This window comes from Flavobacterium sp. I-STPP5a (assembly GCF_009764685.1).
Taxonomy (GTDB): Bacteria; Bacteroidota; Bacteroidia; order Flavobacteriales; family Flavobacteriaceae; genus Flavobacterium.
On record NZ_VHLM01000019.1, the window covers coordinates 138,519 to 160,057 of the forward strand.

Annotated in this window: 22 protein-coding genes and 2 tRNA genes; 10 read left to right on the top strand and 14 right to left on the bottom strand. The window is 34.2% G+C overall.

The genetic code is table 11. The features are described from left to right. Position 1: 1 nt before the first annotated feature. On the top strand, positions 2 to 1,909 hold the full coding sequence (locus FJV36_RS04840) for an ABC-F family ATP-binding cassette domain-containing protein (RefSeq protein WP_158729625.1): 1,908 nt from the start codon (positions 2 to 4) through the stop codon (positions 1,907 to 1,909). A 32-nt stretch (positions 1,910 to 1,941) separates the two neighbouring features. Here FJV36_RS04840 and FJV36_RS04845 read toward each other — a convergent pair whose 3' ends face one another. Then, positions 1,942 to 2,910 (bottom strand): App1 family protein, encoded by a 969-nt coding sequence (locus tag FJV36_RS04845; RefSeq protein WP_158729626.1) that lies wholly within the window; start codon positions 2,908 to 2,910, stop codon positions 1,942 to 1,944. A 13-nt stretch (positions 2,911 to 2,923) separates the two neighbouring features. Between FJV36_RS04845 and FJV36_RS04850 the strand changes: the two genes are divergently transcribed. Further along, positions 2,924 to 3,862 (top strand): diacylglycerol kinase family protein, encoded by a 939-nt coding sequence (locus FJV36_RS04850; protein ID WP_347752965.1) that lies wholly within the window; start codon positions 2,924 to 2,926, stop codon positions 3,860 to 3,862. Here the strand turns inward: FJV36_RS04850 and FJV36_RS04855 are convergent. Continuing rightward, positions 3,855 to 5,003 carry an 8-amino-7-oxononanoate synthase gene (locus FJV36_RS04855; RefSeq protein WP_158729627.1) on the bottom strand — a complete coding sequence of 383 codons (1,149 nt, stop codon included), beginning with the start codon at positions 5,001 to 5,003 and terminating at the stop codon, positions 3,855 to 3,857. The two genes, FJV36_RS04850 and FJV36_RS04855, sit on opposite strands and share 8 nt — an antisense overlap. Before the next feature lie 241 nt (positions 5,004 to 5,244). Here FJV36_RS04855 and FJV36_RS04860 point away from each other — a divergent pair, with 241 nt between their 5' ends. Both FJV36_RS04860 and FJV36_RS04865 read left to right on the top strand, forming a co-directional pair. Then, the gene (locus FJV36_RS04860) at positions 5,245 to 5,523 is read left to right on the top strand and encodes a 4a-hydroxytetrahydrobiopterin dehydratase (protein ID WP_158729628.1); all 279 of its coding nucleotides are present in this window, start codon (positions 5,245 to 5,247) and stop codon (positions 5,521 to 5,523) included. Between the two features lie 251 nt (positions 5,524 to 5,774). Continuing rightward, the gene (locus FJV36_RS04865) at positions 5,775 to 6,629 is read left to right on the top strand and encodes a leucine-rich repeat domain-containing protein (protein WP_158729629.1); all 855 of its coding nucleotides are present in this window, start codon (positions 5,775 to 5,777) and stop codon (positions 6,627 to 6,629) included. 364 nt (positions 6,630 to 6,993) lie between these two features. Here FJV36_RS04865 and FJV36_RS04870 read toward each other — a convergent pair whose 3' ends face one another. Genes FJV36_RS04870 through FJV36_RS04880 form a run of 3 tightly spaced genes read right to left on the bottom strand, consistent with a single transcriptional unit; the run spans position 6,994 to position 8,882 of the window. Next, positions 6,994 to 7,563, bottom strand: a complete 570-nt coding sequence (locus FJV36_RS04870) for a hypothetical protein (protein ID WP_158729630.1) — start codon at positions 7,561 to 7,563, stop codon at positions 6,994 to 6,996. Continuing rightward, complete coding sequence (locus FJV36_RS04875) at positions 7,550 to 8,044, bottom strand: RNA polymerase sigma factor (protein ID WP_158729631.1); 495 nt, start codon at positions 8,042 to 8,044, stop codon at positions 7,550 to 7,552. The genes FJV36_RS04870 and FJV36_RS04875 overlap by 14 nt, the downstream gene beginning before the upstream one ends. 1 nt (position 8,045) lies before the next feature. Next, positions 8,046 to 8,882 carry an alpha/beta fold hydrolase gene (locus FJV36_RS04880; RefSeq protein WP_158729632.1) on the bottom strand — a complete coding sequence of 279 codons (837 nt, stop codon included), beginning with the start codon at positions 8,880 to 8,882 and terminating at the stop codon, positions 8,046 to 8,048. 917 nt (positions 8,883 to 9,799) lie between these two features. Between FJV36_RS04880 and FJV36_RS04885 the strand changes: the two genes are divergently transcribed. Beyond that, positions 9,800 to 10,450: an imm11 family protein gene (locus FJV36_RS04885; RefSeq protein WP_158729633.1), complete on the top strand. Its 651-nt coding sequence runs from the start codon at positions 9,800 to 9,802 to the stop codon at positions 10,448 to 10,450. A 546-nt stretch (positions 10,451 to 10,996) separates the two neighbouring features. On the opposite strand, the gene FJV36_RS04890 is transcribed toward FJV36_RS04885, so the two are convergent. From FJV36_RS04890 to FJV36_RS04905, 4 genes are all read right to left on the bottom strand, one after another. Then, positions 10,997 to 11,251: a GIY-YIG nuclease family protein gene (locus FJV36_RS04890; RefSeq protein ID WP_158729634.1), complete on the bottom strand. Its 255-nt coding sequence runs from the start codon at positions 11,249 to 11,251 to the stop codon at positions 10,997 to 10,999. Between the two features lie 231 nt (positions 11,252 to 11,482). Beyond that, a complete protein-coding gene (locus FJV36_RS04895; RefSeq protein WP_158729635.1) occupies positions 11,483 to 11,734 on the bottom strand; it encodes a GIY-YIG nuclease family protein in 252 nt (83 codons plus the stop codon). Positions 11,735 to 12,069: 335 nt separating this feature from the next. Further along, positions 12,070 to 12,142: transfer RNA gene (locus FJV36_RS04900), tRNA-Met, on the bottom strand. Positions 12,143 to 12,272: 130 nt separating this feature from the next. Next, positions 12,273 to 12,345 (bottom strand) — tRNA-Met (locus tag FJV36_RS04905). A 202-nt stretch (positions 12,346 to 12,547) separates the two neighbouring features. On the opposite strand from FJV36_RS04905, the gene era reads away from it, so the two are divergent. From era to FJV36_RS04930, 5 genes are all read left to right on the top strand, one after another. Beyond that, complete coding sequence (era, locus tag FJV36_RS04910) at positions 12,548 to 13,429, top strand: GTPase Era (RefSeq protein ID WP_144889172.1); 882 nt, start codon at positions 12,548 to 12,550, stop codon at positions 13,427 to 13,429. Between the two features lie 426 nt (positions 13,430 to 13,855). Further along, on the top strand, positions 13,856 to 14,404 hold the full coding sequence (locus FJV36_RS04915; RefSeq protein ID WP_158729636.1) for a DUF2975 domain-containing protein: 549 nt from the start codon (positions 13,856 to 13,858) through the stop codon (positions 14,402 to 14,404). A gap of 3 nt (positions 14,405 to 14,407) precedes the next feature. Next, a complete protein-coding gene (locus FJV36_RS04920; protein WP_086453359.1) occupies positions 14,408 to 14,617 on the top strand; it encodes a helix-turn-helix transcriptional regulator in 210 nt (69 codons plus the stop codon). 170 nt (positions 14,618 to 14,787) lie between these two features. Further along, on the top strand, positions 14,788 to 16,098 hold the full coding sequence (der, locus tag FJV36_RS04925; RefSeq protein WP_144889166.1) for a ribosome biogenesis GTPase Der: 1,311 nt from the start codon (positions 14,788 to 14,790) through the stop codon (positions 16,096 to 16,098). A gap of 293 nt (positions 16,099 to 16,391) precedes the next feature. Continuing rightward, the gene (locus FJV36_RS04930) at positions 16,392 to 17,390 is read left to right on the top strand and encodes a hypothetical protein (RefSeq protein WP_158729637.1); all 999 of its coding nucleotides are present in this window, start codon (positions 16,392 to 16,394) and stop codon (positions 17,388 to 17,390) included. Between the two features lie 148 nt (positions 17,391 to 17,538). Here FJV36_RS04930 and FJV36_RS04935 read toward each other — a convergent pair whose 3' ends face one another. The 5 genes from FJV36_RS04935 to FJV36_RS04955 all read right to left on the bottom strand — a co-directional run bounded on the left by FJV36_RS04935 (position 17,539) and on the right by FJV36_RS04955 (position 21,453). Beyond that, positions 17,539 to 18,285 (bottom strand): DUF2490 domain-containing protein, encoded by a 747-nt coding sequence (locus FJV36_RS04935; protein ID WP_158729638.1) that lies wholly within the window; start codon positions 18,283 to 18,285, stop codon positions 17,539 to 17,541. 130 nt (positions 18,286 to 18,415) lie between these two features. Beyond that, positions 18,416 to 18,829, bottom strand: coding sequence for an Rrf2 family transcriptional regulator (locus FJV36_RS04940; RefSeq protein ID WP_158729639.1), 414 nt, complete (start codon positions 18,827 to 18,829; stop codon positions 18,416 to 18,418). A gap of 202 nt (positions 18,830 to 19,031) precedes the next feature. Then, positions 19,032 to 20,033, bottom strand: a complete 1,002-nt coding sequence (locus FJV36_RS04945) for a hypothetical protein (RefSeq protein WP_158729640.1) — start codon at positions 20,031 to 20,033, stop codon at positions 19,032 to 19,034. Positions 20,034 to 20,206: 173 nt separating this feature from the next. Next, entirely contained in the window at positions 20,207 to 21,016 is an 810-nt protein-coding gene (locus tag FJV36_RS04950; RefSeq protein WP_158729641.1) for a YgcG family protein, read from the bottom strand. Beyond that, entirely contained in the window at positions 21,016 to 21,453 is a 438-nt protein-coding gene (locus tag FJV36_RS04955; protein ID WP_144889153.1) for a TPM domain-containing protein, read from the bottom strand. The genes FJV36_RS04950 and FJV36_RS04955 overlap by 1 nt, the downstream gene beginning before the upstream one ends. Between the last annotated feature and the right edge of the window lie 86 nt (positions 21,454 to 21,539).

Genomic DNA, 21,539 nt, shown 5'->3' on the forward strand with positions numbered 1-21,539 from the left:
CATGCTTAATATACACAATTTATCTGTTTCTTTTGGTGGTACTTATTTGTTTGAAGAAGTTACTTTTCGTCTAGGTGCTGGAGACAGAGTAGGCCTAGTTGGAAAAAATGGAGCGGGGAAGTCTACCATGCTTAAAATGTTGGCTAGAGATTTTGCACCTGATTCTGGTGTGATTTCACAAGAGAAAGACATTAGAATGGGTTTCTTGCGTCAGGATATTGATTTTGAGCAAGGAAGAACTGTTCTTGAAGAAGCGTACGAAGCTTTTACTGAAATTAAAATTGTTGAAAAAAAGCTTGAAGAAATAAACCATCTACTTGTTACTAGAACAGACTACGAAAGTGATGCCTACAGTCAAATCATTGAAGATTTATCAGATTACACCCATCGCTTTGAACTTTTAGGAGGGTATAATTATGTGGGAGACACCGAAAAAATCTTGTTGGGATTGGGTTTTAAAAGAGAAGTTTTTGACAATCAAACTGAAACTTTTTCTGGAGGATGGAGAATGCGTATTGAACTAGCCAAATTATTGCTTCAGGCGAATGATGTATTGTTACTGGATGAGCCAACGAACCACTTGGATATCGAGAGTATTATTTGGTTAGAAAGTTTTTTAAGAAATTATCCAGGTGTTGTAGTGATTGTTTCTCACGATAAAATGTTTCTTGATAATGTTACGAATAGAACTATTGAGATTTCTCTAGGGAAGGCATATGATTTCAACAAACCGTATTCACAATATCTTGAACTTCGTCATGAAATTCGAGAAAAGCAATTGGCTACTCAAAAAAACCAGGCCAAAAAAATTGAAGAGACCGAAAAATTGATCGAAAAATTTCGTGCCAAGGCATCAAAGGCATCGATGGCTCAGTCTTTAATCAAAAAATTAGATAAAGTTGAACGTATTGAGGTTGATGAAGATGATAATTCGGTAATGAATATTTCCTTTCCTGTTTCTAAAGAACCAGGTAGAGTTGTTATTGAAGCCGAAGATGTAACCAAAAGTTATGGTGACACTACTATTTTAAAAGACATTAGTTTATTAGTAGAACGCGGTAGTAAAATTGCTTTTGTTGGTCAAAATGGTCAAGGTAAATCTACATTCATTAAAGCAATCGTAAACGAATTTGAGTATCAAGGGACTATTAAACTAGGACACAATGTGCAATTGGGTTATTTTGCTCAAAATCAGGCAGAATATCTTGATGGTGAAATTACATTGTTACAGACTATGGAAGATGCCGCTGCAGATACCAACCGTATGAAGGTGAGGGATATGTTGGGTTCTTTTTTGTTTAGAGGAGACGATGTGGAGAAAAAAGTAAAGGTACTTTCAGGAGGTGAAAGAAACCGTCTTGCGTTGTGTAAATTATTGTTACAGCCTATCAATGTATTGTTGATGGATGAGCCAACGAATCACTTAGATATTAAGTCTAAAAATGTTTTGAAAGCTGCCTTGCAAAAATTTGGAGGAACATTATTATTGGTATCTCACGATCGTGATTTTTTACAAGGAATGTCTAATATTGTGTATGAATTTAAAGATCAAAAAATTAAGGAGTATTTAGGAGATATCAATTATTTCTTGGAACAGCGCAATTTGGAGAACATGCGCGAAGTAGAGAAAAAAGATATCGAAAAGGCTGCTGCACCAAAGGAAAGCAATAAAACCTCTTATGAAGATCAAAAAAAGGGTAAAGCACTTCAAAATAAATTGAGTAAAATTGAAAGTCAAATTAAACAGTTAGAACGCGACATTCAGCAGGATGATAAAATGCTGACTTCTAATTATGACAAACATATTGAAGACGCTAAGTTTTTTACAGCTTACAATAAAAAGAAATCAGATCTAGATCAATTATTATTAGACTGGGAAATAATACAAGAAGAAATTGATAATTTATAATGTTACTTAGAGCTCCTTTTGGGGCTCTTTTTTTAGGTAATAACTCCAATAGATTTAGAATGAGAAATCGCCTCGCTACTTTCCTTAAAATAGCACACAGCAACGTTAAGTGTAGTTAAGTTGTTTAAAACTGAACAGACTTTTTCTTTTTTTGAACTTCCGGTTTGCCTGATGTAGACCGCTTTTACGGTTACTGGAAATATTTTACAAATGGATTGGTATAAGTAGGGATCGTGCTGCGAGTCATCACCAAGCAGTACATATTCTAGATTGGGATAAAATTCAAGAATGTGTTTAATTTTTTCGAATTTATGATTGTGACCACCTCTGCCAGTCATAAAAAAATCAGTTAAACTGCTTTTAATATCTTTTAATAATAACACCGCTTTTGGGAGTTTGTGAATTGCCGTAAAATTGATAATAAAACGGTATAAATTCCATTCACTGCTAGAAACATAAAAAAAAGCATTGAATTCGGCCTTGTTATTTCTTCCCGCAGTGCTCAACGCTTGGTAATGCGTTACTACATCATCGTAGATTTTACGTTTGTTAATATTTTTAAAAAGAAGGACATACAACTTCAATAAAGGATTGAAAGTATAGGAAACCAGAAAGGTATCATCAATATCTGATATGATCCCTAAATTTCCCTTGTGCGGCCTGATATAGCTTTCTTTTTTTATGATGGTTTCTTTTTCATAAGTCATGCTTACTTCATAGTCAATCCATCCATAATCGCTGTTGGGATCTAGAGGAATACAAAACTTAAAATAGCCATCATCAAGCGTTTTAGTGTGAATCTTAGTGCCATTTAGTTCTAAGTAAACATCGGCATTGGCTTGTGTTTTCATCTGAAACATTTTGATGACCGATGTAGCATTTTTGAGGTTTTTCTTTTGAAAATTATACTCTTCTCTAGTTGTGGGTTTAAACACATGCCCCATGACAATTAGTTCTTGATCATTTGCATAACCACGGTATAATTTTAAAATAGGCTTCATAAATTTTGTATTTTTGAAAAAAGTTAAAGTAGAGGTTTTAATCGAAAAAAAGAAAAGAAATTTGAAAAAGAATATCTTAATTGTTGTAAATCCTATTTCTGGAGATATCGATAAATCAGCCTTGATAGAATCTGTATCTCAATTTGCTGCAAAAGAAAATTTGAATATCAGAGTTTTTACTACTACTGGTGAAAACGATATTCAAAATATAAAAGACTTTTATACTAACTACAAGCCTGAAAGAATTATCGTTGCAGGTGGTGATGGTACCATTAAAATGGTTGCCGAAGCCATGGAAAAAGAGGATGTGATATTAGGAATATTGCCAGCAGGCTCTGCCAATGGTTTGGCTGTTGATCTCAATTTACCCACAACTGTAGAGGAGAATCTTTCAATTGCATTCTTGAATGATTACCTAGCTATTGACATGATTTCAATCAACGGAAAAAAAAGTATTCATTTAAGTGATATTGGTCTTAATGCAGCATTGGTAAAAAATTATGAAAGCAGTAGTGTAAGAGGAATGTGGGGATATGCCTTGCAAACCGTGTCAACGTTAATGGAGCTTGATGATCCTTTTATTGCAACTATCACTGGAGATTTTCCAACTATTGTGAGCGAAGCTAGAATGGTGGTTATAGCTAATTCTCAAAAATATGGTACTGGTGTTACTATAAATCCCCATGGAGTAATGAACGATGGGAAATTTGAATTGGTAATATTGAAAAATATGGATTTACTCTTATTGGGTAAAATAATAACGGGAAATATGCCTCTTGATGATGAGGATGTCACTATTATATCAACCAATAAAGCTCAAATTTCACTCAATGTGCCAGCAGATTTTCAAATAGATGGTGAGTATTGTGGTAAAGAAACCAAATTAAATATTGAAATACTTAAAGGGCAAATGAAAGTAGCTATTCCTTATACAGATCTCTCAATTATTTAAATGGATTGCGCTCTTGCCAAATGGTTTCGGGTTCTAAGTACCTGAATACTTTTGGTAGTAAAATATTAAAAAAATAAGATTCATGGCGCATCAAACCAAATACTTTTTCCGGTTTAGCACCTACTGAACTTTTTATTTCTAATGCTGTTCTGGCAAATACAATTGATTTAAATTTTTTATTTATGGAATAGGCTATCATATCATAAAGCATATTCAAATAAAGCATTTTTTCTCGTTGAATGGTTTCATCATAACCTAAAAAATAGGTATCCATAATAGATCCGTTTTTTATTAATGTGTTGAAACCAATGAGTTTTCCGTTCAAGAAATATCCATAAAAAAGAAATTTATCCTTAAACTGCTCTTTAAAAACACTAAAATGATTTTTGGGTAGAAAAAAAGTATTAAAAGGAGCGTTTTTAGCCACATACAGATACAATTCGTAGATAGTGTCTTCAAGGGCTAGGATTTCCTCTAGAGGCAATTTTCTTTTTTCAATTCCAATAGCCCTTTTACGACCTCTTTTATATTGATCTCTGTATTTTTTTGATAACGAATTGATATAATCAGTTTCTTGGTGCCAATTTTCATCAATTGTAAAAATCATATTGGGCTGAGTAGAAAACTTGAAGTCTTTTCTAAAAGCGGGGATTCTAAACAGTTCGAATTCTTTGGAATTGTAATCTTTAAAAGACGTAATGTGTATTTTTATACCTTTTTGTGCAAATTTATTTTTTAATTCTTGAACCGATTCATGTAACGTTTGAATTGCTCTTGTAGGATTAGCATTTGAGCTTAACGCAAATGAATTTTGGCCTGTGAGCATATTGTTGCCAACAATCAATACATGCGAAGCTATTTTTTTAAAAACAAAATTCCGTATCCTATTCTTGATGCTGTTATCACGTTCCCCAAAGCTATCAAGTGCATTTAAATCAATAAATTGAGAAATAGCAATCCCAATTAAGTGATCTTGGTTAAATATACCAATGAAATGGCATTGCATATTTGTTGGGCAAGCATTTTCAAGTACTTGAAGGTATTTTTTGGATAAAAAAACAGTCGTATTAGCAAGGGTGTCCCAATTTGCAGGTAAAGATGTGGTATTGTCGAAAATTTTGAACGAATATGATGAATCCAAATTGAGTACTACTATTTATACAAAATTAGGCATTAAAGTTTAATGATGCACATAAATGTATGGAAGTATTATTCTAAAAGCAGGTGTGTGTTTAGATTGAATTTCAAAGCAGGGAATCTAAGTTAATTTGTATAGTTTTAAAAGGTATTCGTAAAACATGTTTTAACAATAATCCTTTATTGGTTTATAATAGTTGTACCTTTATCAATATACATTTAGAGATTTAATTCAAAGAACGATTATGAAAACATATACCGAAACGACTATTCAAAAAGAATTAGTTGCATTGCAAGATTGGAATTTTATCGAAAATGCTTTAGAGAAAAAATATGTTTTTAAGAATTTTAATCAAGCCATGGGGTTTATCGTTCAAGTAGGTATTATTGCTTCGTCTGTTAATCACCATCCAGATTGGTCAAATTCCTATAATAAGGTGCACCTTAAACTCAGTACGCATGATGCAGGTGGAGTAACAATTAAAGACATTGAACTTGCAACGGCTATAAATGCAATTGTGTAATTTAATACCAGGGAATAATCTTAGGATATTGACTGCTAGTGTTTTGTGTTTTGGTAGCAATTGGTACTGAAGTTTCCTTTGTTTGATTTTTCGAGTTAAGAGTTATAAAATCTAAATTCTTAAATCAAAAGCATAAATGCGTAAGAAATTATGTTATTAATAAGTAAAAAAGATGTATTTCGTCGATTTTATTTGCTATACAGCTGTAAAAAAACTAATTTTATGTTAATAAGTAATATAATTTTTAGGACATGAAAAAAGCTTTACTATTATTTTTGATTTTATTAAGCAGTAATGTAATCTTTGCTGCAATTTCACCAAAAGAAAAAGAGGCTCTGATTAAATTGTATCATGCTACTGGTGGTCAGCAATGGAAAGTGAAGTGGGATTTAAACGCAACCGTTACAGCTTGGTATGGTGTTAAAATTCAGGATGATAAAGTGGTTGCTTTAGACTTATCAGATAATAATTTAACGGGTAAGATTCCTAGTGAAATTTCGAATTTAGTAAATTTACAGCTTTTAAATTTACACAAAAATCAACTTACTGGAGATATTCCACAATCATTAGGAAAATTGAAATTATTGCGCGTTTTAAATCTTTCTTTCAATCAATTATTTGGATCTATACCAACTTCTTTATGTCAGTTAGAAAGTTTAAATACTCTAGAATTATACATGAATGCCTTGTCTGGAAATCTTCCAGCACGATTAGGACAATTACAAAAATTAGAAACGTTATCGTTGTTTAGTAATGAACTTACAGGTGAAATTCCTATATCATTATACGAATTAAAAGGTTTGAAAACCTTGATGTTGAACAGTAATAAATTGGTAGGGAGTCTTAGCAAGGATGTTCAAAACATGGTTTTTTTAGAAAACTTAAGCTTGTTTGATAACAATATGAATGGTCAAATTCCTGTAGAATTAAGAAAACTTAATCATCTTAAAGAAATGAATTTGTCCTATAATAAATTTAATGGATTTGTATCTAAAGATTTAGCTTTATTAGATATTATGAATATGACGATGTTAAATGAAAAAGGCTTGGCAGTAGCATTAAAAGTAAATTCAGACCGAAATTCTGCTATTGTATCCGAAGATTAAATAGTTTTACGTAATAGTTGGTTTTAGATTAAATTTAATAAACGTAGTTGAATTAAACCTGCAAGAAATTGCAGGTTTTTTTATGAAGAGGTTTTAAGACAGGTTGGCTCGTTTGGTTTCTATATTTCTGTTATGTTTGAAGCACTGAATTTAAATGTTTATTTAGATCATTATTTTAGCAGATTTTCCCGCTCTCCAAAGAGTGTTTTGCCAGAAGCTGTGCCAATGTCTCTAACTTCGCACCTGCAATCTAAACACCAAAATAAGCGGATATTCAAAAATAAAGATATAAACTAGAAAAGCTCCAGATTTTTCCGAAGCTTTTCTAGTAATGGTAAACGGTACAATAGCTACCAATTGTTTTTTACGAAATGTTTTTCAAGAAGTGCAAAAGTTTTATTTCCTTTTGGATGAATCGTATCATGATAAATGCAAATAGAAATAAAAAAATATATCCGCTTAATAGAATGTAAAGATAAAAGCCTCTTGAGAAAATGGTTTTAAAAACTGGTAAAAGCAATGTAAATCCAGCAGTATACGTGAGGTAAATGATAGGTGTAAGGATGTAATGTATTTTTTTTCTCCAAGTATAAAACTGATGTGCTAGTTTACTGTATTCTATTAATGTGAGATCAGTATTTAAATTGGCTAGCTTTTTTATACTGATCCATTCTAAGGCTACACGGCTCACAAGCATTACAATCATAATGCACAAGCCAATACTAAACTGTATGTTTCTATAAGCACCAGCCCAAATATAATAAGAGATTAATATTATTGAGGTCAAGCTTAAAATTATTCTGGTCCATAAATGACTGCGTTTAATTTTTTTAGTATGTGACTCCGCTTTTTTTATAATTTCGGTGGGAGTTGGTTGTGATTTAGATGTTGTCTGCTGATCCCAGATATTTTGTAATTCTTCAAATGTTTTCATTTTGTACACATTGAGTTAAACTTTTTTTGATTCTATGAATTCTAACGCGAAGAGTTTCTTCGGTTATCCCGATTACTTCTGATATTTCCTGATATTCTAAACCGTCTAAAGTCATTAGGATAATCATTTTGTTCGTTTCTTCCAATTTTTGTATGCATTGATACATTTGTCTAAGCTGCTCATCTTTTTCATTCGAATAGGATTCTGCAACAACCTGAGGCAGGATATCGGTCCTGATTTCTTTCTTTATAGATGATTTTCTCAAATAAAGAAGGCAAGTGTTTACTGTAATTCTGTAAATCCAAGTGCTGATACTCGATTCATTTCTAAAAGTGTCTAACTTCTCCCAGACTTTGATGAAGATTTCCTGAGTTGCATCAGAGGCCAATGCGGTATCGCCACAAAAATATCCTTTGCACAAACGAAATACTTTATTGTAATGCTTGTAATAAATCTCGTCGAATAGTTCTTTTTTAGCCACCTTATTTTAATTCAAGTTTAACTTTATTCATAAACCATTCCGGTTGATCGTACATAACAAAATGAGCGGAGTTTGCTGCATACTCAATTTTAACAGAAGGCAGATTTTCATACTGGGCTTTATAGGTGTTTTGTACTGTGGTAAGATCTGGATTTGAAGCAGCTAAAATTACAACAGGAATTTTAATTTTAGAAATTTCTTTTCGCAGGTCTAAATTTAGCATGTCGATATAACCGTGAACGTAAGTTTTTCGATCCACAAGATGCATCCATTCATTAATAGTTTTTTGTTTTTCTTTGTTCATGCACATAAAAGAAGTTGACTGCGAATTCATTCCGTCAAACGCTTTTTGATCCATGTTGAGCATCATTTTACTTTGCGGATTGTCATACGGTATAATTTCTCCCTTGTAGTTAGGAATCATCAAAGCGGCAGTTGCAGGCAAAGCATCAACGATAATTAATTTTTTGAACAAATTAGTTTCCTGAGAGGCTAACCACAAGCTTAAAGTTCCTCCTAAACTATGACCAATTAATGTAGCATTCTTAAGTTTTTTTGTTTTTACATAAGATATGACTTGATCTTTGATGGTAGCCAACCAAGGAGTTTCAATTGGCGGGACATTCCCAAATCCAGCAAAAGTAAAAATATGACATTCGTTAGTTTTAGAAAGTTCGGCTACTGTTTCATTCCAAACTTCACCGGTACAACCAAAACCAGGAAACAACATTACAGGAGTTTCTTTTCCTTTTACCTCTACTTTGAAGGCGGTTTGAGCAAAAACAGATTTTGAGATCAAAAGGAAAAATGCAATAATTAAAATAGATTTCGTTTTCATAAGATATATTTTTTTAAAGTTTACCTTTTGATACAGAACTAGATTAATTGTTACCTCAAAAAAGCAATTTTTTTTAAATTTTTTTTTCGAGAATCAAATTTTGGGTTTAAAGTCCAGTGAATTAGAGTTGTTGTAGGTTTTTAAAAAGCAAAAACACCAGCTTTTTCAAGTGGTGTTTTCTTAATAGTTCCCGCTCTCTCAGAAAAGTGTCATATCAAAAGCTGTGCGAATGTCTCTGACTTCGCACCCTCAATCTTAATAATCTTTATGAAATTTAATAGAACCGCAGATTCGCTGATTAAATAATGCCATAATCTGCGAATCTGCGGTGCAACACAGTATAAATTCACGCGAAGTCAGAGACATTCGCGCAGCAAAATGTGGTTTTTAAGAATGTTTTGTTTACTGAATCAAGCTTTACTAAATCCTCCGCTCCCTCGCTATCCGAAGAATATCGTTACAAAATCTGTGCGAATGTCTCCGACTTCGCACCCGTAATATGGATAAGCTTTCTTAATTCTAAAATAGCCTCGCTAGGGTGGAAACCAAGCCTACAGTACGTCTTTAATATAAGATAAATTACTTTCTATTTTTTAGATATTTTTTACTTGAAATACAACAAAGACTACAAATAAAACAATCACAACGTTTTAATTTATTTTCATGTAGATTTGCTTTGTAGGCACGGATTGCAAATCCGCGCTATCGTACATTAGAGACTTAATTGCATATCCGAGCGATCGGGATTATGATATTCAAATTAGAAATCAAATTGATGATGTACTCAGAGCGAATAACTTAACTTCGACTAGCAACTTATCGAATCTTACAAATCAACAATTAATTAATATGATTGATGATATTGAAGATATGTCTTTAAATGTTTTAGAAAATTGGAAACCTTCAAAATTAAATTAATGAAAGTATACGAATTAAATTGGGAGTTTGATCATCTACTAGATATGGATGAGGATTGTTCTGTTATTCCTTTTGAAGGGCTTGATGATTTTAGATTTCAAATAAGTGGTCTTGATGTTTTTACTCTAAAAAATGAAATTATTTTACAGGGTAATTTTAATGTAATACCCAAAAATACGGATTATCCGATTGTTGATATTGCAGTACCATTGATGAGCAAAAAAATGGTGTTATTGATTGAACATCATAATCAATTTGAAATGAACAAAGTAGATACAACAATTATAGACGATACTTTTTTGGGGGTTATATTTGACAAGGAAGGAAATCTAAACAGTAATATTAAAAAGAATAATGATTATCAATTTGTACAGGTTTTAGAATACATAAAGGCGTTTGATTATGATAGTTCTATTTTTAAACCCTTGAGAAGTAACCCTGAAAAAATTGGTATTATTAATAAATTAGTTTTAAAAGAGCCTATTCATGGCTTTCCCTCAATATTTAGAATTGCTGAAAAACCAAGTATGCTTTTTGTTTCTGACTTCACGAAAAAATCATTAGAGTCTAACGGAATAAAAGGATGTGTTTTTAATGAAGTGTTAGTGAGTAAAGGCTCATCAGAGTCTTCCGATTTTGAGGAAGATTAAAAAAGAAAAAATGAAATAATTTAAAAGAAAAACCTTCAACTGAAAAAACCCCGCTCTCCGAAGAGTATCTTCTTAAAAGCTGTGCGAATGTCTCCGACTTCGCATGCGGAAACTGAGTTAAACTTTAAAAAATCAAAGATAACCGCAGATTCGCTTTGTGGGCACGGATTGCAAATCCGCGCTATCGTATATTAGAGACTTAATTACATATCCGAGCGATCGGGTTGTAAATCCTGTATAGTTTTTATTGAATTTTTCAGAATATAAAATGTAAACCACAAATTCATCCATAGTAGAAAGTTTTTAAAAACAAAAAAAAGCCAGCTTTTTCTGAAGCTTTTATAGTAGTCTCGCACTGGTGGAGAGTCGAACCTGTGTCCGCCGCGGCGGATATGTGCCCTCCAAATTCGTTTCTACAATCTGAATCAAGCTTCATTAAAGCTAAGATAAACAAAAAAAGCTTCAGATTTCTCTGAAGCTTTCTAGTAGTCCGCCGTGGCGGAGACTCGAACCTGTGTCCGCCGCGGCGGATAAGAGCCCGACGAGTTATAATTTTAGAATTAAATTTTTAATAAACTCTCTTCCTGTTCCTGACTTTAGATATTTTTCTCTTCTCATGGCTGCAGCTTTAGAAGAGAAAAATTCAACATGAATTACAGTCCAAGGTCTAAATTTCAAGGTATATCCTTTAGTGCCTAAAACGTTATGTGATTTGAAACGTTCTATGAGGTTAGATGTAAATCCTGTATAGTTTTTATTGAATTTTTCAGAATATAAAATGTAAACCACAAATTCATCCATGATAGAAAGTTTTTAAAAACAAAAAAAAGCCAGCTTTTTCTGAAGCTTTTATAGTAGTCTCGCACTGGTGGAGAGTCGAATCTGTGTCCGCCGTGGCGGATATGAGCCCTCCTAATTCGTGTCTACAATCTGAATAAGGCTTCATCAAAGCTAAGATAAACAAAAAAAGCTCCAGATTTCTCTGAAGCTTTTATAGTAGTCCGCCTTGGCGGATATGAGCCCGACGAGTTTTTATTTTAGAATTAAGTTTTTAATAAACTCCCTTCCAATTCCTGACTTTAAATATTTTTCTCTTTTCATGGCTTCAGCTTTAGAAGAGAAAAATTCAACATGAATTACAGTCCAAGGTCTAAATTTCAAGGTGTGTCCTTTGGTGCCTAAAACGTTATGTGATTTGAAACGTTCTATGAGGTTAGATGTAAATCCTGTATAGTTTTTATTGAATTTTTCAGAATATAAAATGTAAACCACAAATTCATCCATGATGGAAAGTTTTTAAAAACAAAAAAAAGCCAGCTTTTTCTGAAGCTTTTATAGTAGTCTCGCACTGGTGGAGAGTCGAATCTGTGTCCGCCGTGGCGGATATGAGCCCTCCTAATTCGTGTCTACAATCTGAATAAGGCTTCATCAAAGCTAAGATAAACAAAAAAAGCTTCAGATCTCTCTGAAGCTTTCTAGTAGTCCGCCGTGGAAGAGACTCGAACCTGTGTCCGCCGCGGCGGATATGTGCCCTCCAAATTCGTTTCTACAATCTGAATCAAGCTTCATTAAAGCTAAGATGAACAAAAAAAGCTCCAGATTTCTCTGAAGCTTTCTAGTAGCGGGAACAGGACTCGAACCTGTGACCTTCGGGTTATGAGCCCGACGAGCTGCCTACTGCTCTATCCCGCGATGTGCGTTTGTACTTTCAATAAGATTACTTTTTTTGAACTTGTGTCCGCCGTGGCGGATATGAGCCCGACGAGCTGCCTACTGCTCTATCCCGCGATGTGCGTTTTGTAATCTCAATAAGGCTACTTAGTAGCGGGAACAGGACTCGAACCTGTGACCTTCGGGTTATGAGCCCGACGAGCTGCCTACTGCTCTATCCCGCGATATATTTTTAATCAATGTTTCAGAACCTGTGTCCGCCGTGGCGGATATGAAACCCTACGAAAGCATTACTGCTCTATCCCGCGTTGTTTCGGGTGCAAAGATACAATCAATTTCTGCATTTCACAACATTATTTTAAAAAAATGTTTTATTTCGTCTATTCACTTGATATGACTACCTTTGTGACATAAATTTTACTACAAATGTCACATAAAGCAGGTTTTGTAAATATCATAGGGAATCCAAATGTTGGTAAATCAACATTAATGAATGCCTTTGTTGGAGAGCGATTATCAATTATTACTTCAAAAGCACAAACAACTCGTCATAGAATTCTAGGTATTGTAAACGGTGAGGATTTTCAAATGATCTTATCGGATACGCCAGGAATCATTAAGCCAGCGTACGAAATGCAGGAATCGATGATGAACTTCGTGAAATCGGCTTTTGAAGATGCTGATGTGTTGATTTACATGGTCGAAATAGGGGAGCAGGAACTTAAGGATGAAGCGTTTTTTAATAAAATCATCCACTCGAAAATTCCAGTTTTGCTATTGCTTAATAAAATTGACAATTCGAACCAAGAACAATTAGAGCAACAAGTAGCTTTTTGGACAGAGAAAGTGCCGAATGCTGAAATATATCCAATATCAGCATTGCAAAATTTTAATGTTCCTGAGGTTTTTCAAAGAATCATTACACTTTTGCCAGAGTCGCCAGCGTATTATCCAAAAGATCAGTTGACGGATAAGCCAGAACGTTTTTTTGTGAATGAAACCATTCGTGAAAAAATCTTGTTGAATTACAGCAAAGAGATTCCGTACGCAGTTGAAATTGTTACCGAAGAATTTTTTGAAGACGATAATATCATTCGCATTCGTTCTTTGATTATGGTGGAACGCGAAACTCAAAAAGGAATTGTGATTGGTCATAAAGGTGCCGCTTTAAAAAAGGTAGGAACTGAGGCGCGTGAAGATTTAGAGAAATTCTTTGGAAAACAAATTCACATTGAGCTTTACGTAAAAGTGAACAAAAACTGGAGAAGCAACGCGAATATGTTGAAGCGTTTTGGGTATAATCAGTAGTGAGGAGTGAATAGTGAGGAGTGAATAGTGAGGAGTGAGGAGTGAGAAGTGAAAAGTGAGAATTGAAAAGTGAGGAGTGAGAGGTGAGGAGTGAATTGATTGTAATCTTTTAGTTTTCATTTAAATGCAATATTTAAAATCAGTACTGGAGTTAGTCTCTTGTACTGATTTTTTTTTTTTAGCCCAGAGCGAAAAGGAAACCCCGGAGCGAAAAAAGGATGCTGTTGCTGCGCGTGTAGAGCGACCAAAGGAAGCTCCTGCACGGGCTTTGCAACAGCTCCTTGAGGCGCGAGGAGTTGTATTGTAGCGCTGGAAAAGCTCCTAAAGATTTTAAAAGCGATAAAAATATTTTGATAAAGGATGTATTTTTATTGCTTGTCAATAAATAACGTTATATTTGTGTTTTAATTTTAAATACTTTGTATCATGTCTAGAAAAACCAATTTTGTTTTTAAAGTAGTGCAAGTGGTATCTTGGATTATTTTTGTGGGGCTTTGTATCCAGGCGGGTGGCTTTATTTTTAACACTGTTTTTACGTTACTGCTCAATCCTGCTGGGGCAAGTAAGTTTTGGACAGCAATTGATTTGGCAGCTTTGTATCACTTCAACAAGTCGCATTATGTGACTTTGACTGTTTTAATGTGTATTGTTGCGGTCTTGAAAGCGGTCTTGTTTTATACTATTGTACTTGTTTTTCACAGTAAGAAAATTGATTTAGCACAGCCTTTTAATAATTCTTTGAAAAAATTTATTGATTTGGTGGCTACTATTTCTTTCGGAATTGGGCTTTTTTCTTTGTGGGGAGCAGGCTTTACAAAGAATTTGATTGAGGGCGGACTACAAATGCCTAACATTGCCGATTTAAGTTTTGGAGGTGGTGATGTGTGGTGGTTTACCAGTGTCATTTTATTGGTAATTGGGCAAATTATAAAAAAGGGAATCGAAATGCAGCAAGAAAACGAACTAACCATTTAAGTTATGGCAATAATTGTAAACCTAGATGTGATGATGGCCAAGCGCAAGATGTCATTGAACGAGCTCTCGGAGAAGGTAGATTTGACCTTGTCTAATTTATCCATATTAAAAACAGGAAAGGCTAAGGCGGTTCGGTTTAGCACTTTGGAAGCTATTTGTAAAGCCTTAGATTGCCAGCCAGGCGATATTTTAGAATATTCGAAGAACGAATAAATACAAAGGGTAGTGGTACGGTTGTGAGTTTTGTTTTGAAGATGAGGTGGTTAGGTTTTGCTAATGTGGCTAATATTCGAAAAAAATTGATAATCACGCTTTTAAACACTACCTTTGCCACCCGAAACGGAAAAATAAGGTTTCGGAAAAACGAATTTTCAAATTATATTATGAATAACATTGTTGCGATAGTAGGAAGACCTAATGTAGGGAAATCGACCCTTTTTAATAGGCTGATACAAAGAAGAGAAGCTATTGTAGATTCAGTATCTGGGGTGACCCGCGATAGAAACTATGGTAAAAGCGAGTGGAACGGAAAAGAGTTTTCTGTAATTGATACTGGAGGATACATAAAAGGTTCTGATGACGTGTTTGAGGGCGAGATCCGCAAGCAAGTAGAACTGGCTATTGATGAGGCCGATGTAATCATTTTTGTGGTTGATGTTGAGGAAGGCATTACGCCTATGGATGATGTTGTGGCGCGCTTGTTGCGTAAAGTGACTAAGCCAGTTTTGCTAGCGGTAAACAAGGTAGACAACGCCATGCGTGAGAAAGATGCCTTAGAGTTTTACAATTTAGGTTTAGGTGAATACTATACGTTTGCCAGTATATCAGGTAGTGGAACAGGAGATTTATTGGATGCTTTAATTGATGCTTTCCCGGTAAAACCAGAACCTGTTCAAGAGGAAGTGGTATTGCCTCGTTTTGCAGTGGTTGGGCGACCAAATGCTGGTAAATCAAGTTTTATCAATGCCTTGATTGGTAAAGAACGTTTTATGGTTACGGACATTGCGGGTACTACGCGTGATGCTATTGATACGAAGTTTGACCGTTTTGGGTTTGAATTTAACTTAGTAGATACTGCGGGAATTCGTCGTAAGGCTAAGGTTAAGGAAGATTTAGAATTCTATTCGGTAATGCGTTCTGTGCGTGCTATTGAACACGCTGATATTTGTATCCTTGTAATTGACGCCACACGTGGATTTGAAGGGCAAGACCAAAGTATTTTTTGGTTGGCCGAAAAAAACCGCAAAGGAGTTGTAATCTTAGTAAACAAATGGGATTTGGTTGAAAAAGATACCATGTCAACCCGCGATTACGAGGAGAAAATCAAGAAGGAATTAATGCCGTTTACGGATGTGCCAATTCTTTTTGTTTCGGCTTTGACCAAGCAGCGTTTGCTAAAAGCATTAGAAGCTACGGTAAAAGTATACGAAAACAGACAGCAGCGTATTGCGACATCTAAATTTAACGAATTCATGCTTAAGGTAATTGAGGCCTATCCGCCACCAGCTACCAAAGGGAAATATGTAAAAATTAAATATTGCATGCAGTTGCCTACACAAACGCCTCAGTTTGTATTTTTTGCCAACATGCCACAATATGTTAAGGAACCGTACAAACGTTACCTTGAAAATAAAATTAGAGAAAATTGGGATTTTTCAGGAGTGCCAATCGATATTTATATTAGAGAGAAATAAAATTAGAAAACCACTTTGTAACGAAGTGGTTTTTTTGTTATCACAGATGCCAAAAGCCTAAGATTTTATTCTTGGGCTTTTTTTTGTAGTATTTATTACTTACTAACAGATTTGTGAGTTATTTGAAGATTTCTACTGTTAAGAAAATTATTATGATTATTTTCGTAGAAATAAGAGCTATTATAATGGTATGAAGCTATCTATATTTGGATAGACTGGATTTGTTTTATGGTAAGTATTTATTAGGTGATAGCTTAACAAACTGAAGAGAAATCAAAACCGAAATTTATAAAATGACCGTATTCGAAAAACTTAAAGAAGCACAAGAAAAAAGAAAAAAAGCTATTCCTTCTCAAGTTTTTTTTAATCATTTTTTTGCTGTATCATATCATATTGAATGCAATACAGAACGTTTTGATTTGAAAAAAAATGCTTTTTTTAATGGTTTAAAATTGAGAAATGAAAATTTTGATTTGGATTCAATTAGAAAATTATTGTGGAATTCGTGGAGCACAGAATATGCCTTTACATTAACAACTTTGGCGAATAATGAAGAATTTTATAAGTTTGCTTTGCATTGGAACTTTCCACAAGCTTATTATTCAATTTATCTTTCATTAACTGCATTTCACGAAACTCAAGGATTAGCAAATGAACAACACGAAAAATCAATAAAAATATTTGGAAACTCTATAAAAGACGGACATTATCCAGAAGCGATAAGTTTCTTTAGTAAAGGGTTACACGAACAATATGAATATGTCGGAATTGAAACATTTAACGGTTTTCCAAAAGATTATTGTGGTTTAACGAGAATTCAATCATTAGATGAAGCTCAATTACAAATTGCATTGTTTCTCAAATCTACACGAAAAAAAATAGCCGAAAATAAAAGAGAGAAATTAAAAAACAATAAAGACAAAAAGTTTCTTAATGCAAAAGGTGAATTCAGAAAATCATTTTCAAAAAATCATTGGAATTTAATCTATCAAACAATTCCCGAAACGACAATTTTGAACATAATGTATCGATTGAGAATAAAGGCAAATTATCACGATGTTGAAACTTTTATAAATGCAGATATAGATTTCAAAACATTTCACGAATCTTTAAGTAGTATTATTTATTATTTAAATTTTGTTCACGAAGCTTATATTTGTAAAGTTTTAGGGAAAATAGACTATGAAAAAATATTACATAGTTTTCCTGGTCATTTGAATAAAGAAACTGCTATGAAAAGATACTCTGAATTTGAAAAAATAATTGAAGTTAACAAAAAAGCTATTAGCTAACACACGCGTCAAGTAATTTGGGTTTTAGGCTTAATTTGAAATTAGTTTTGTCTTTGGAGGATATGGCAAATCTATATAATGGGCTTAATTTAGTCATAAACCTGCTCTAGCACGAAAACCATAATCCCGAACAAATTCGGGATTTTTTTTAGGATTTATTTTTCCAATTCAAACGATGAAAAACACTCAATCGGATAATATCACGATCAAAAAAGTAAACACCGCTAGGGCGTCTTTGATAGCTGTTGAGGTAGCCTAACTCATACGAAAAATGGTTGCTAGCTTGAAAATGTATCGCTGCGTAAATTCTGTTTTGGTCAAAGGTGTTTTTATGGGTTGATTTCCCAGCATTGAACATGATTTCATCAGAGAGAATGGCTTTTACTGCTTGGTCTTCTTTTTTCCAAAACGTATAATCTCCTTGCAGGCGGTATCTAAAACGCCATGAAAAAGTATTTCCTGGTAGTAATCCTGAGGAATTAGCATTGTGAATAAAACGTTCCTCCACCTGAAAACGCTGATTGAGTACTAGTTTTTTGCCGCTGATTCTCCAAGTCAAGTCTTGTTGCCCGCGATATTCAGGAATTCTAAAGTCGGGATTGATTTCAGGTATTTGTGTAGTAACCGAAAAATGAGCTAAACCAGCACCTGTTTCCAGATGGCTGTTTATTCTGTAGCGTCCTTGCAGGCGCAACACATAGACATTTTGCTGAATGGGTTTTGTAAAAACTCTATTGTCAATTTCAGAATGCAAAGACCATTTTTCACTCAACAGCAATTGATTGTAATAGCGCGTCCAAACAATACTTTGGTGGTCTACTTTTTTTACGGTTTGTGCATTTGACGTAGCAGAGCAAATAAGGAGTAGCAGGAATAATTTTTTAAAGTCAATCATCAAAAAAATAAAGATAACAAGTGAGGAAATACAGGACCAATTCTCATGTTGCTGGAGTAATTGGAATAGCTATTAAAAATGCAAATATATATAAATTCTATAAAATTAGTCGAGTTTAAAAAATATTTTTTTAACGATGTATTAACGAAGCAATAGTAATGCCTTGCATGGCCTTTAAGGTCTCATCTCGAATAAGCATTAAACCATGGCGCAGGCTGCATTCAGACTCTGTTTTACAATCTGAACAAGGCTCATAAAAATTTAAAGAGGCGCAAGGCAGTAAAGCGATTGCACCATCAAAAAGCCGATGAATATCAGCTAGAGTGATGTCATTTCCTGATTTTAGAAGATAATAACCTCCAAATTTCCCTTGCTTGCTACCCACAAAATGACCCCGTTTTAGATCCAATAAAATCTGTTCCAAAAACTTTTTTGGAATAGAAGCTGCCTCAGCAATTTCAATTGTTTTAGAGATATGCTCTGCGTCCTGCTCGGCTAGATAGAGCAGTGCTTTAAGGGCATATTTGGTTTTTTGTGAAAGCATTTGGTATTCGTATTACGCTTTTTTTAGTGTTTAAAAACGAGGTTAAAGATACTTGTTTTTTTAAACGAATCAACTTAAACGATGAAGTTTATAGACCTTCAGGATTTTTGTTATTAATGAGATTGCTTACCGTTAAATTAAAAAAGGATAAAGAAGCCTGTAGCAGCTTTATCCTTTTTTGAGTTACAAGTACTTCATAAATTTATTTGCAGCTGCTTTTCAACTTAATAGCGTAATTTGGATTTAACGGTTCGTTTGTTTGTGCTAGTCGTTGTGAACCTACATTTGCCGGACAGGCAATGTCATTAGTCGCATCATAAACGATTCGTTTTCCAGCAGCCAATATTGTTTTTGGAACATAAATTTGCACTTTGGTTATAGCGTAACCGGACGGGTAATACCGAATGTAGTATCCATCAGGATGTAAAGTCCAAATCCCACTTGGAATATCAGTGCGTACAGGTGCCATACCCGCAATAATGGCGTATTTTTCCATTTCGGCGTAGGTGTAATTTCCATTAGCAACCATTTGTCGAATGTTATTTTCGGCTTCAAAAACATTTTGAACCGCTTCAGGAAGTTTTGATTTTGCTTGATTCATAAGGCTAGCAGGCAATAGGCCTAACATACCACCTTCAAGGTGCGTTAATTCAGCTGTACTCAAAAGAGCGATAGCTGTTAGTTTTAGTTGTCCACTGAAATCGGCAAAACGGGATTTAGCAATTATAGCCCATAATAATTCTTGAATGTTCTGCTGCTTTATTTCAGGATGTTTTTCGGCATTTTTTAAAATTGTAGTTATAATTTCTTGCTTAGGTCCTAGAGTGGGTGCGTACATGTACCCATCGCCTTGAGAAGGGGCAAAGGTACCTGCTTTTAAACAATAACTTTTGGCACTCATTTCATAAAAGCCATCGCACAATACAAAACCGCCTTCAGTAGCTTTTGGTAATAAATATAAAGGCTGTACATTTTTGACCACCAGTAAATCAGGTAATTTTGATCCTGTTTGATCTACATCTTCAAATGAGGTCGTAATAGATTCTGGTTTTTTTAGTACTTGATCAAGTCCCATTTTTTTGGCTCCTAATGCAGCGCCTGCTTGTAATACTTTTTCTTTCCAACCGCTAAATTGGGAGTAACCTTGAAATCCAATGCACAACATTAGGATTGCAATACCATGCGATAATTTTAATTTTTTCATTATTTAAAATTTAGTTTTTTATTCAAAGATAAAATTATTACTACTAAATAAATTAAAAAGAAGTTTAATTTTTCTATCGAGGTGTTGCCTTTTAAACAGTAATAAACTATCGTAAAGTGCTGTTTAGAAACAAAAAAAGCTGCAGTTGCAGCTTTTAATTAATTGTATGTGTTTTACCAGTCGCCTCCAGATCCTCCTCCAGAAAAACCGCCTCCGCCAAATCCACCACCGAATCCGCCTCCGCCAAATCCTCCTCCAGAAGAACCACCACCAAAACCTCCGCCTCCGCCACCACGGCCAAGACTGCTAAGTATGATGACATCCATAAGGCTAGGGCCAAAGCCACCGCCGCGATTTCCAGAGTTGCCACCGCCTTTGTTTCGAGAAGCTAGTACGATGATAACTACTATAATCACAATAATGGGAACAATGGGGAATTTTTTTTCTTTTGATTTGTCTACGCGTTTCCCTTTATATTTCCCTTTAAAAACATCAAAAAGTGCATCAGTTCCTTTATCAAGTCCATTGTAATAACTTCCGGCTTTAAATTCGGGAATAATAATGTTTCGAGTTATTTCACCGCCAATTCCGGCCGTCAATCGATCTTCAAGACCATATCCTGCTGAAATCCATATTTTTCGTTCCGCTTTTGCTAATAAAATAAGAACACCATTATCATTTTGTGCAGTGCCTCCAATTCCCCAAGTTTGCCCCCATTTAGGAGTAAGAATCCCTATGTCTTCGCCCTTAAGGCTTTCAATGGTAATAACAACAATTTGAGTAGTGGTTGAGTCTGCATATTTGACTAATTTTTCCTCAAGCTGTGCTTTTTCGCTTTCGCTTAAAACCTTAGCGTAATCATATACTGAAGTTTGAAAAGTAGGTTTTTCCGGAATTGTAAATTGTGCAAAGCTTATTTGTGCGAAAAATAAAGTGACAAATAGTTTTAGATACAACAAGGCATTCTTTTTTTGTACTACCATTATCCTCTAGATATTTCGTTTGATAATTCATTTGTATCACCTTCTTGCCAAGGAAAATAGTGTTGCAATTGTTGCCCAGCACTTGTAATGCCATCAATAAGTCCTTGTTTAAAATTACCTTGTTTGAAGTGCGCTACCATTACATCACGAGTACTGTCCCAAAAATCACTTTTTACAGCATCGTTGATTCCTTTATCACCGCAAATGACAAAATTACGATCTTCAACCGCTAGATAGATCAAAACACCATTTTGGAGTTCAGTTGCATCCATTTTAAGTTCGTTAAAAACTTCCATAGCACGATCAAAATGATCCATAGTGGTGGTTTTTTCGATGTGAACTCTAATCTCGCCCGAAGTGTTTTTTTCAGCATTACAAATAGCTGTTACAATTTCTTGTTCCTCTTCTTTGGTTAAAAAATCTTCTACTTTTGACATCGGAAATAGTTTTGAGTGAAAAATAACGATTTTCAATCCCACTAGTTTGCTAGTAGTAATCAAAAATCGTTATTCAAAATAAAAAA

Bases quoted from the DNA above. Each gene is read 5' to 3' on its own strand.
- FJV36_RS04940 (WP_158729639.1), bottom strand. From the start codon at position 18,829: ATGCTTTCACAAAAAACCAAATATGCCCTTAAAGCACTGCTCTATCTA.
- FJV36_RS04870 (WP_158729630.1), bottom strand. From the start codon at position 7,563: ATGAAAACATTTGAAGAATTACAAAATATCTGGGATCAGCAGACAACA.
- FJV36_RS04950 (WP_158729641.1), bottom strand. From the start codon at position 21,016: ATGGTAGTACAAAAAAAGAATGCCTTGTTGTATCTAAAACTATTTGTC.
- FJV36_RS04865 (WP_158729629.1), top strand. From the start codon at position 5,775: ATGAAAAAAGCTTTACTATTATTTTTGATTTTATTAAGCAGTAATGTA.
- FJV36_RS04840 (WP_158729625.1), top strand. From the start codon at position 2: ATGCTTAATATACACAATTTATCTGTTTCTTTTGGTGGTACTTATTTG.
- FJV36_RS04885 (WP_158729633.1), top strand. From the start codon at position 9,800: ATGAAAGTATACGAATTAAATTGGGAGTTTGATCATCTACTAGATATG.
- FJV36_RS04955 (WP_144889153.1), bottom strand. From the start codon at position 21,453: ATGTCAAAAGTAGAAGATTTTTTAACCAAAGAAGAGGAACAAGAAATT.
- era (WP_144889172.1), top strand. From the start codon at position 12,548: ATGTCACATAAAGCAGGTTTTGTAAATATCATAGGGAATCCAAATGTT.
- FJV36_RS04915 (WP_158729636.1), top strand. From the start codon at position 13,856: ATGTCTAGAAAAACCAATTTTGTTTTTAAAGTAGTGCAAGTGGTATCT.
- FJV36_RS04880 (WP_158729632.1), bottom strand. From the start codon at position 8,882: ATGAAAACGAAATCTATTTTAATTATTGCATTTTTCCTTTTGATCTCA.
- FJV36_RS04895 (WP_158729635.1), bottom strand. From the start codon at position 11,734: ATGGATGAATTTGTGGTTTACATTTTATATTCTGAAAAATTCAATAAA.
- FJV36_RS04920 (WP_086453359.1), top strand. From the start codon at position 14,408: ATGGCAATAATTGTAAACCTAGATGTGATGATGGCCAAGCGCAAGATG.
- FJV36_RS04860 (WP_158729628.1), top strand. From the start codon at position 5,245: ATGAAAACATATACCGAAACGACTATTCAAAAAGAATTAGTTGCATTG.
- der (WP_144889166.1), top strand. From the start codon at position 14,788: ATGAATAACATTGTTGCGATAGTAGGAAGACCTAATGTAGGGAAATCG.
- FJV36_RS04890 (WP_158729634.1), bottom strand. From the start codon at position 11,251: ATGGATGAATTTGTGGTTTACATTTTATATTCTGAAAAATTCAATAAA.
- FJV36_RS04930 (WP_158729637.1), top strand. From the start codon at position 16,392: ATGACCGTATTCGAAAAACTTAAAGAAGCACAAGAAAAAAGAAAAAAA.
- FJV36_RS04935 (WP_158729638.1), bottom strand. From the start codon at position 18,285: ATGATTGACTTTAAAAAATTATTCCTGCTACTCCTTATTTGCTCTGCT.
- FJV36_RS04845 (WP_158729626.1), bottom strand. From the start codon at position 2,910: ATGAAGCCTATTTTAAAATTATACCGTGGTTATGCAAATGATCAAGAA.
- FJV36_RS04945 (WP_158729640.1), bottom strand. From the start codon at position 20,033: ATGAAAAAATTAAAATTATCGCATGGTATTGCAATCCTAATGTTGTGC.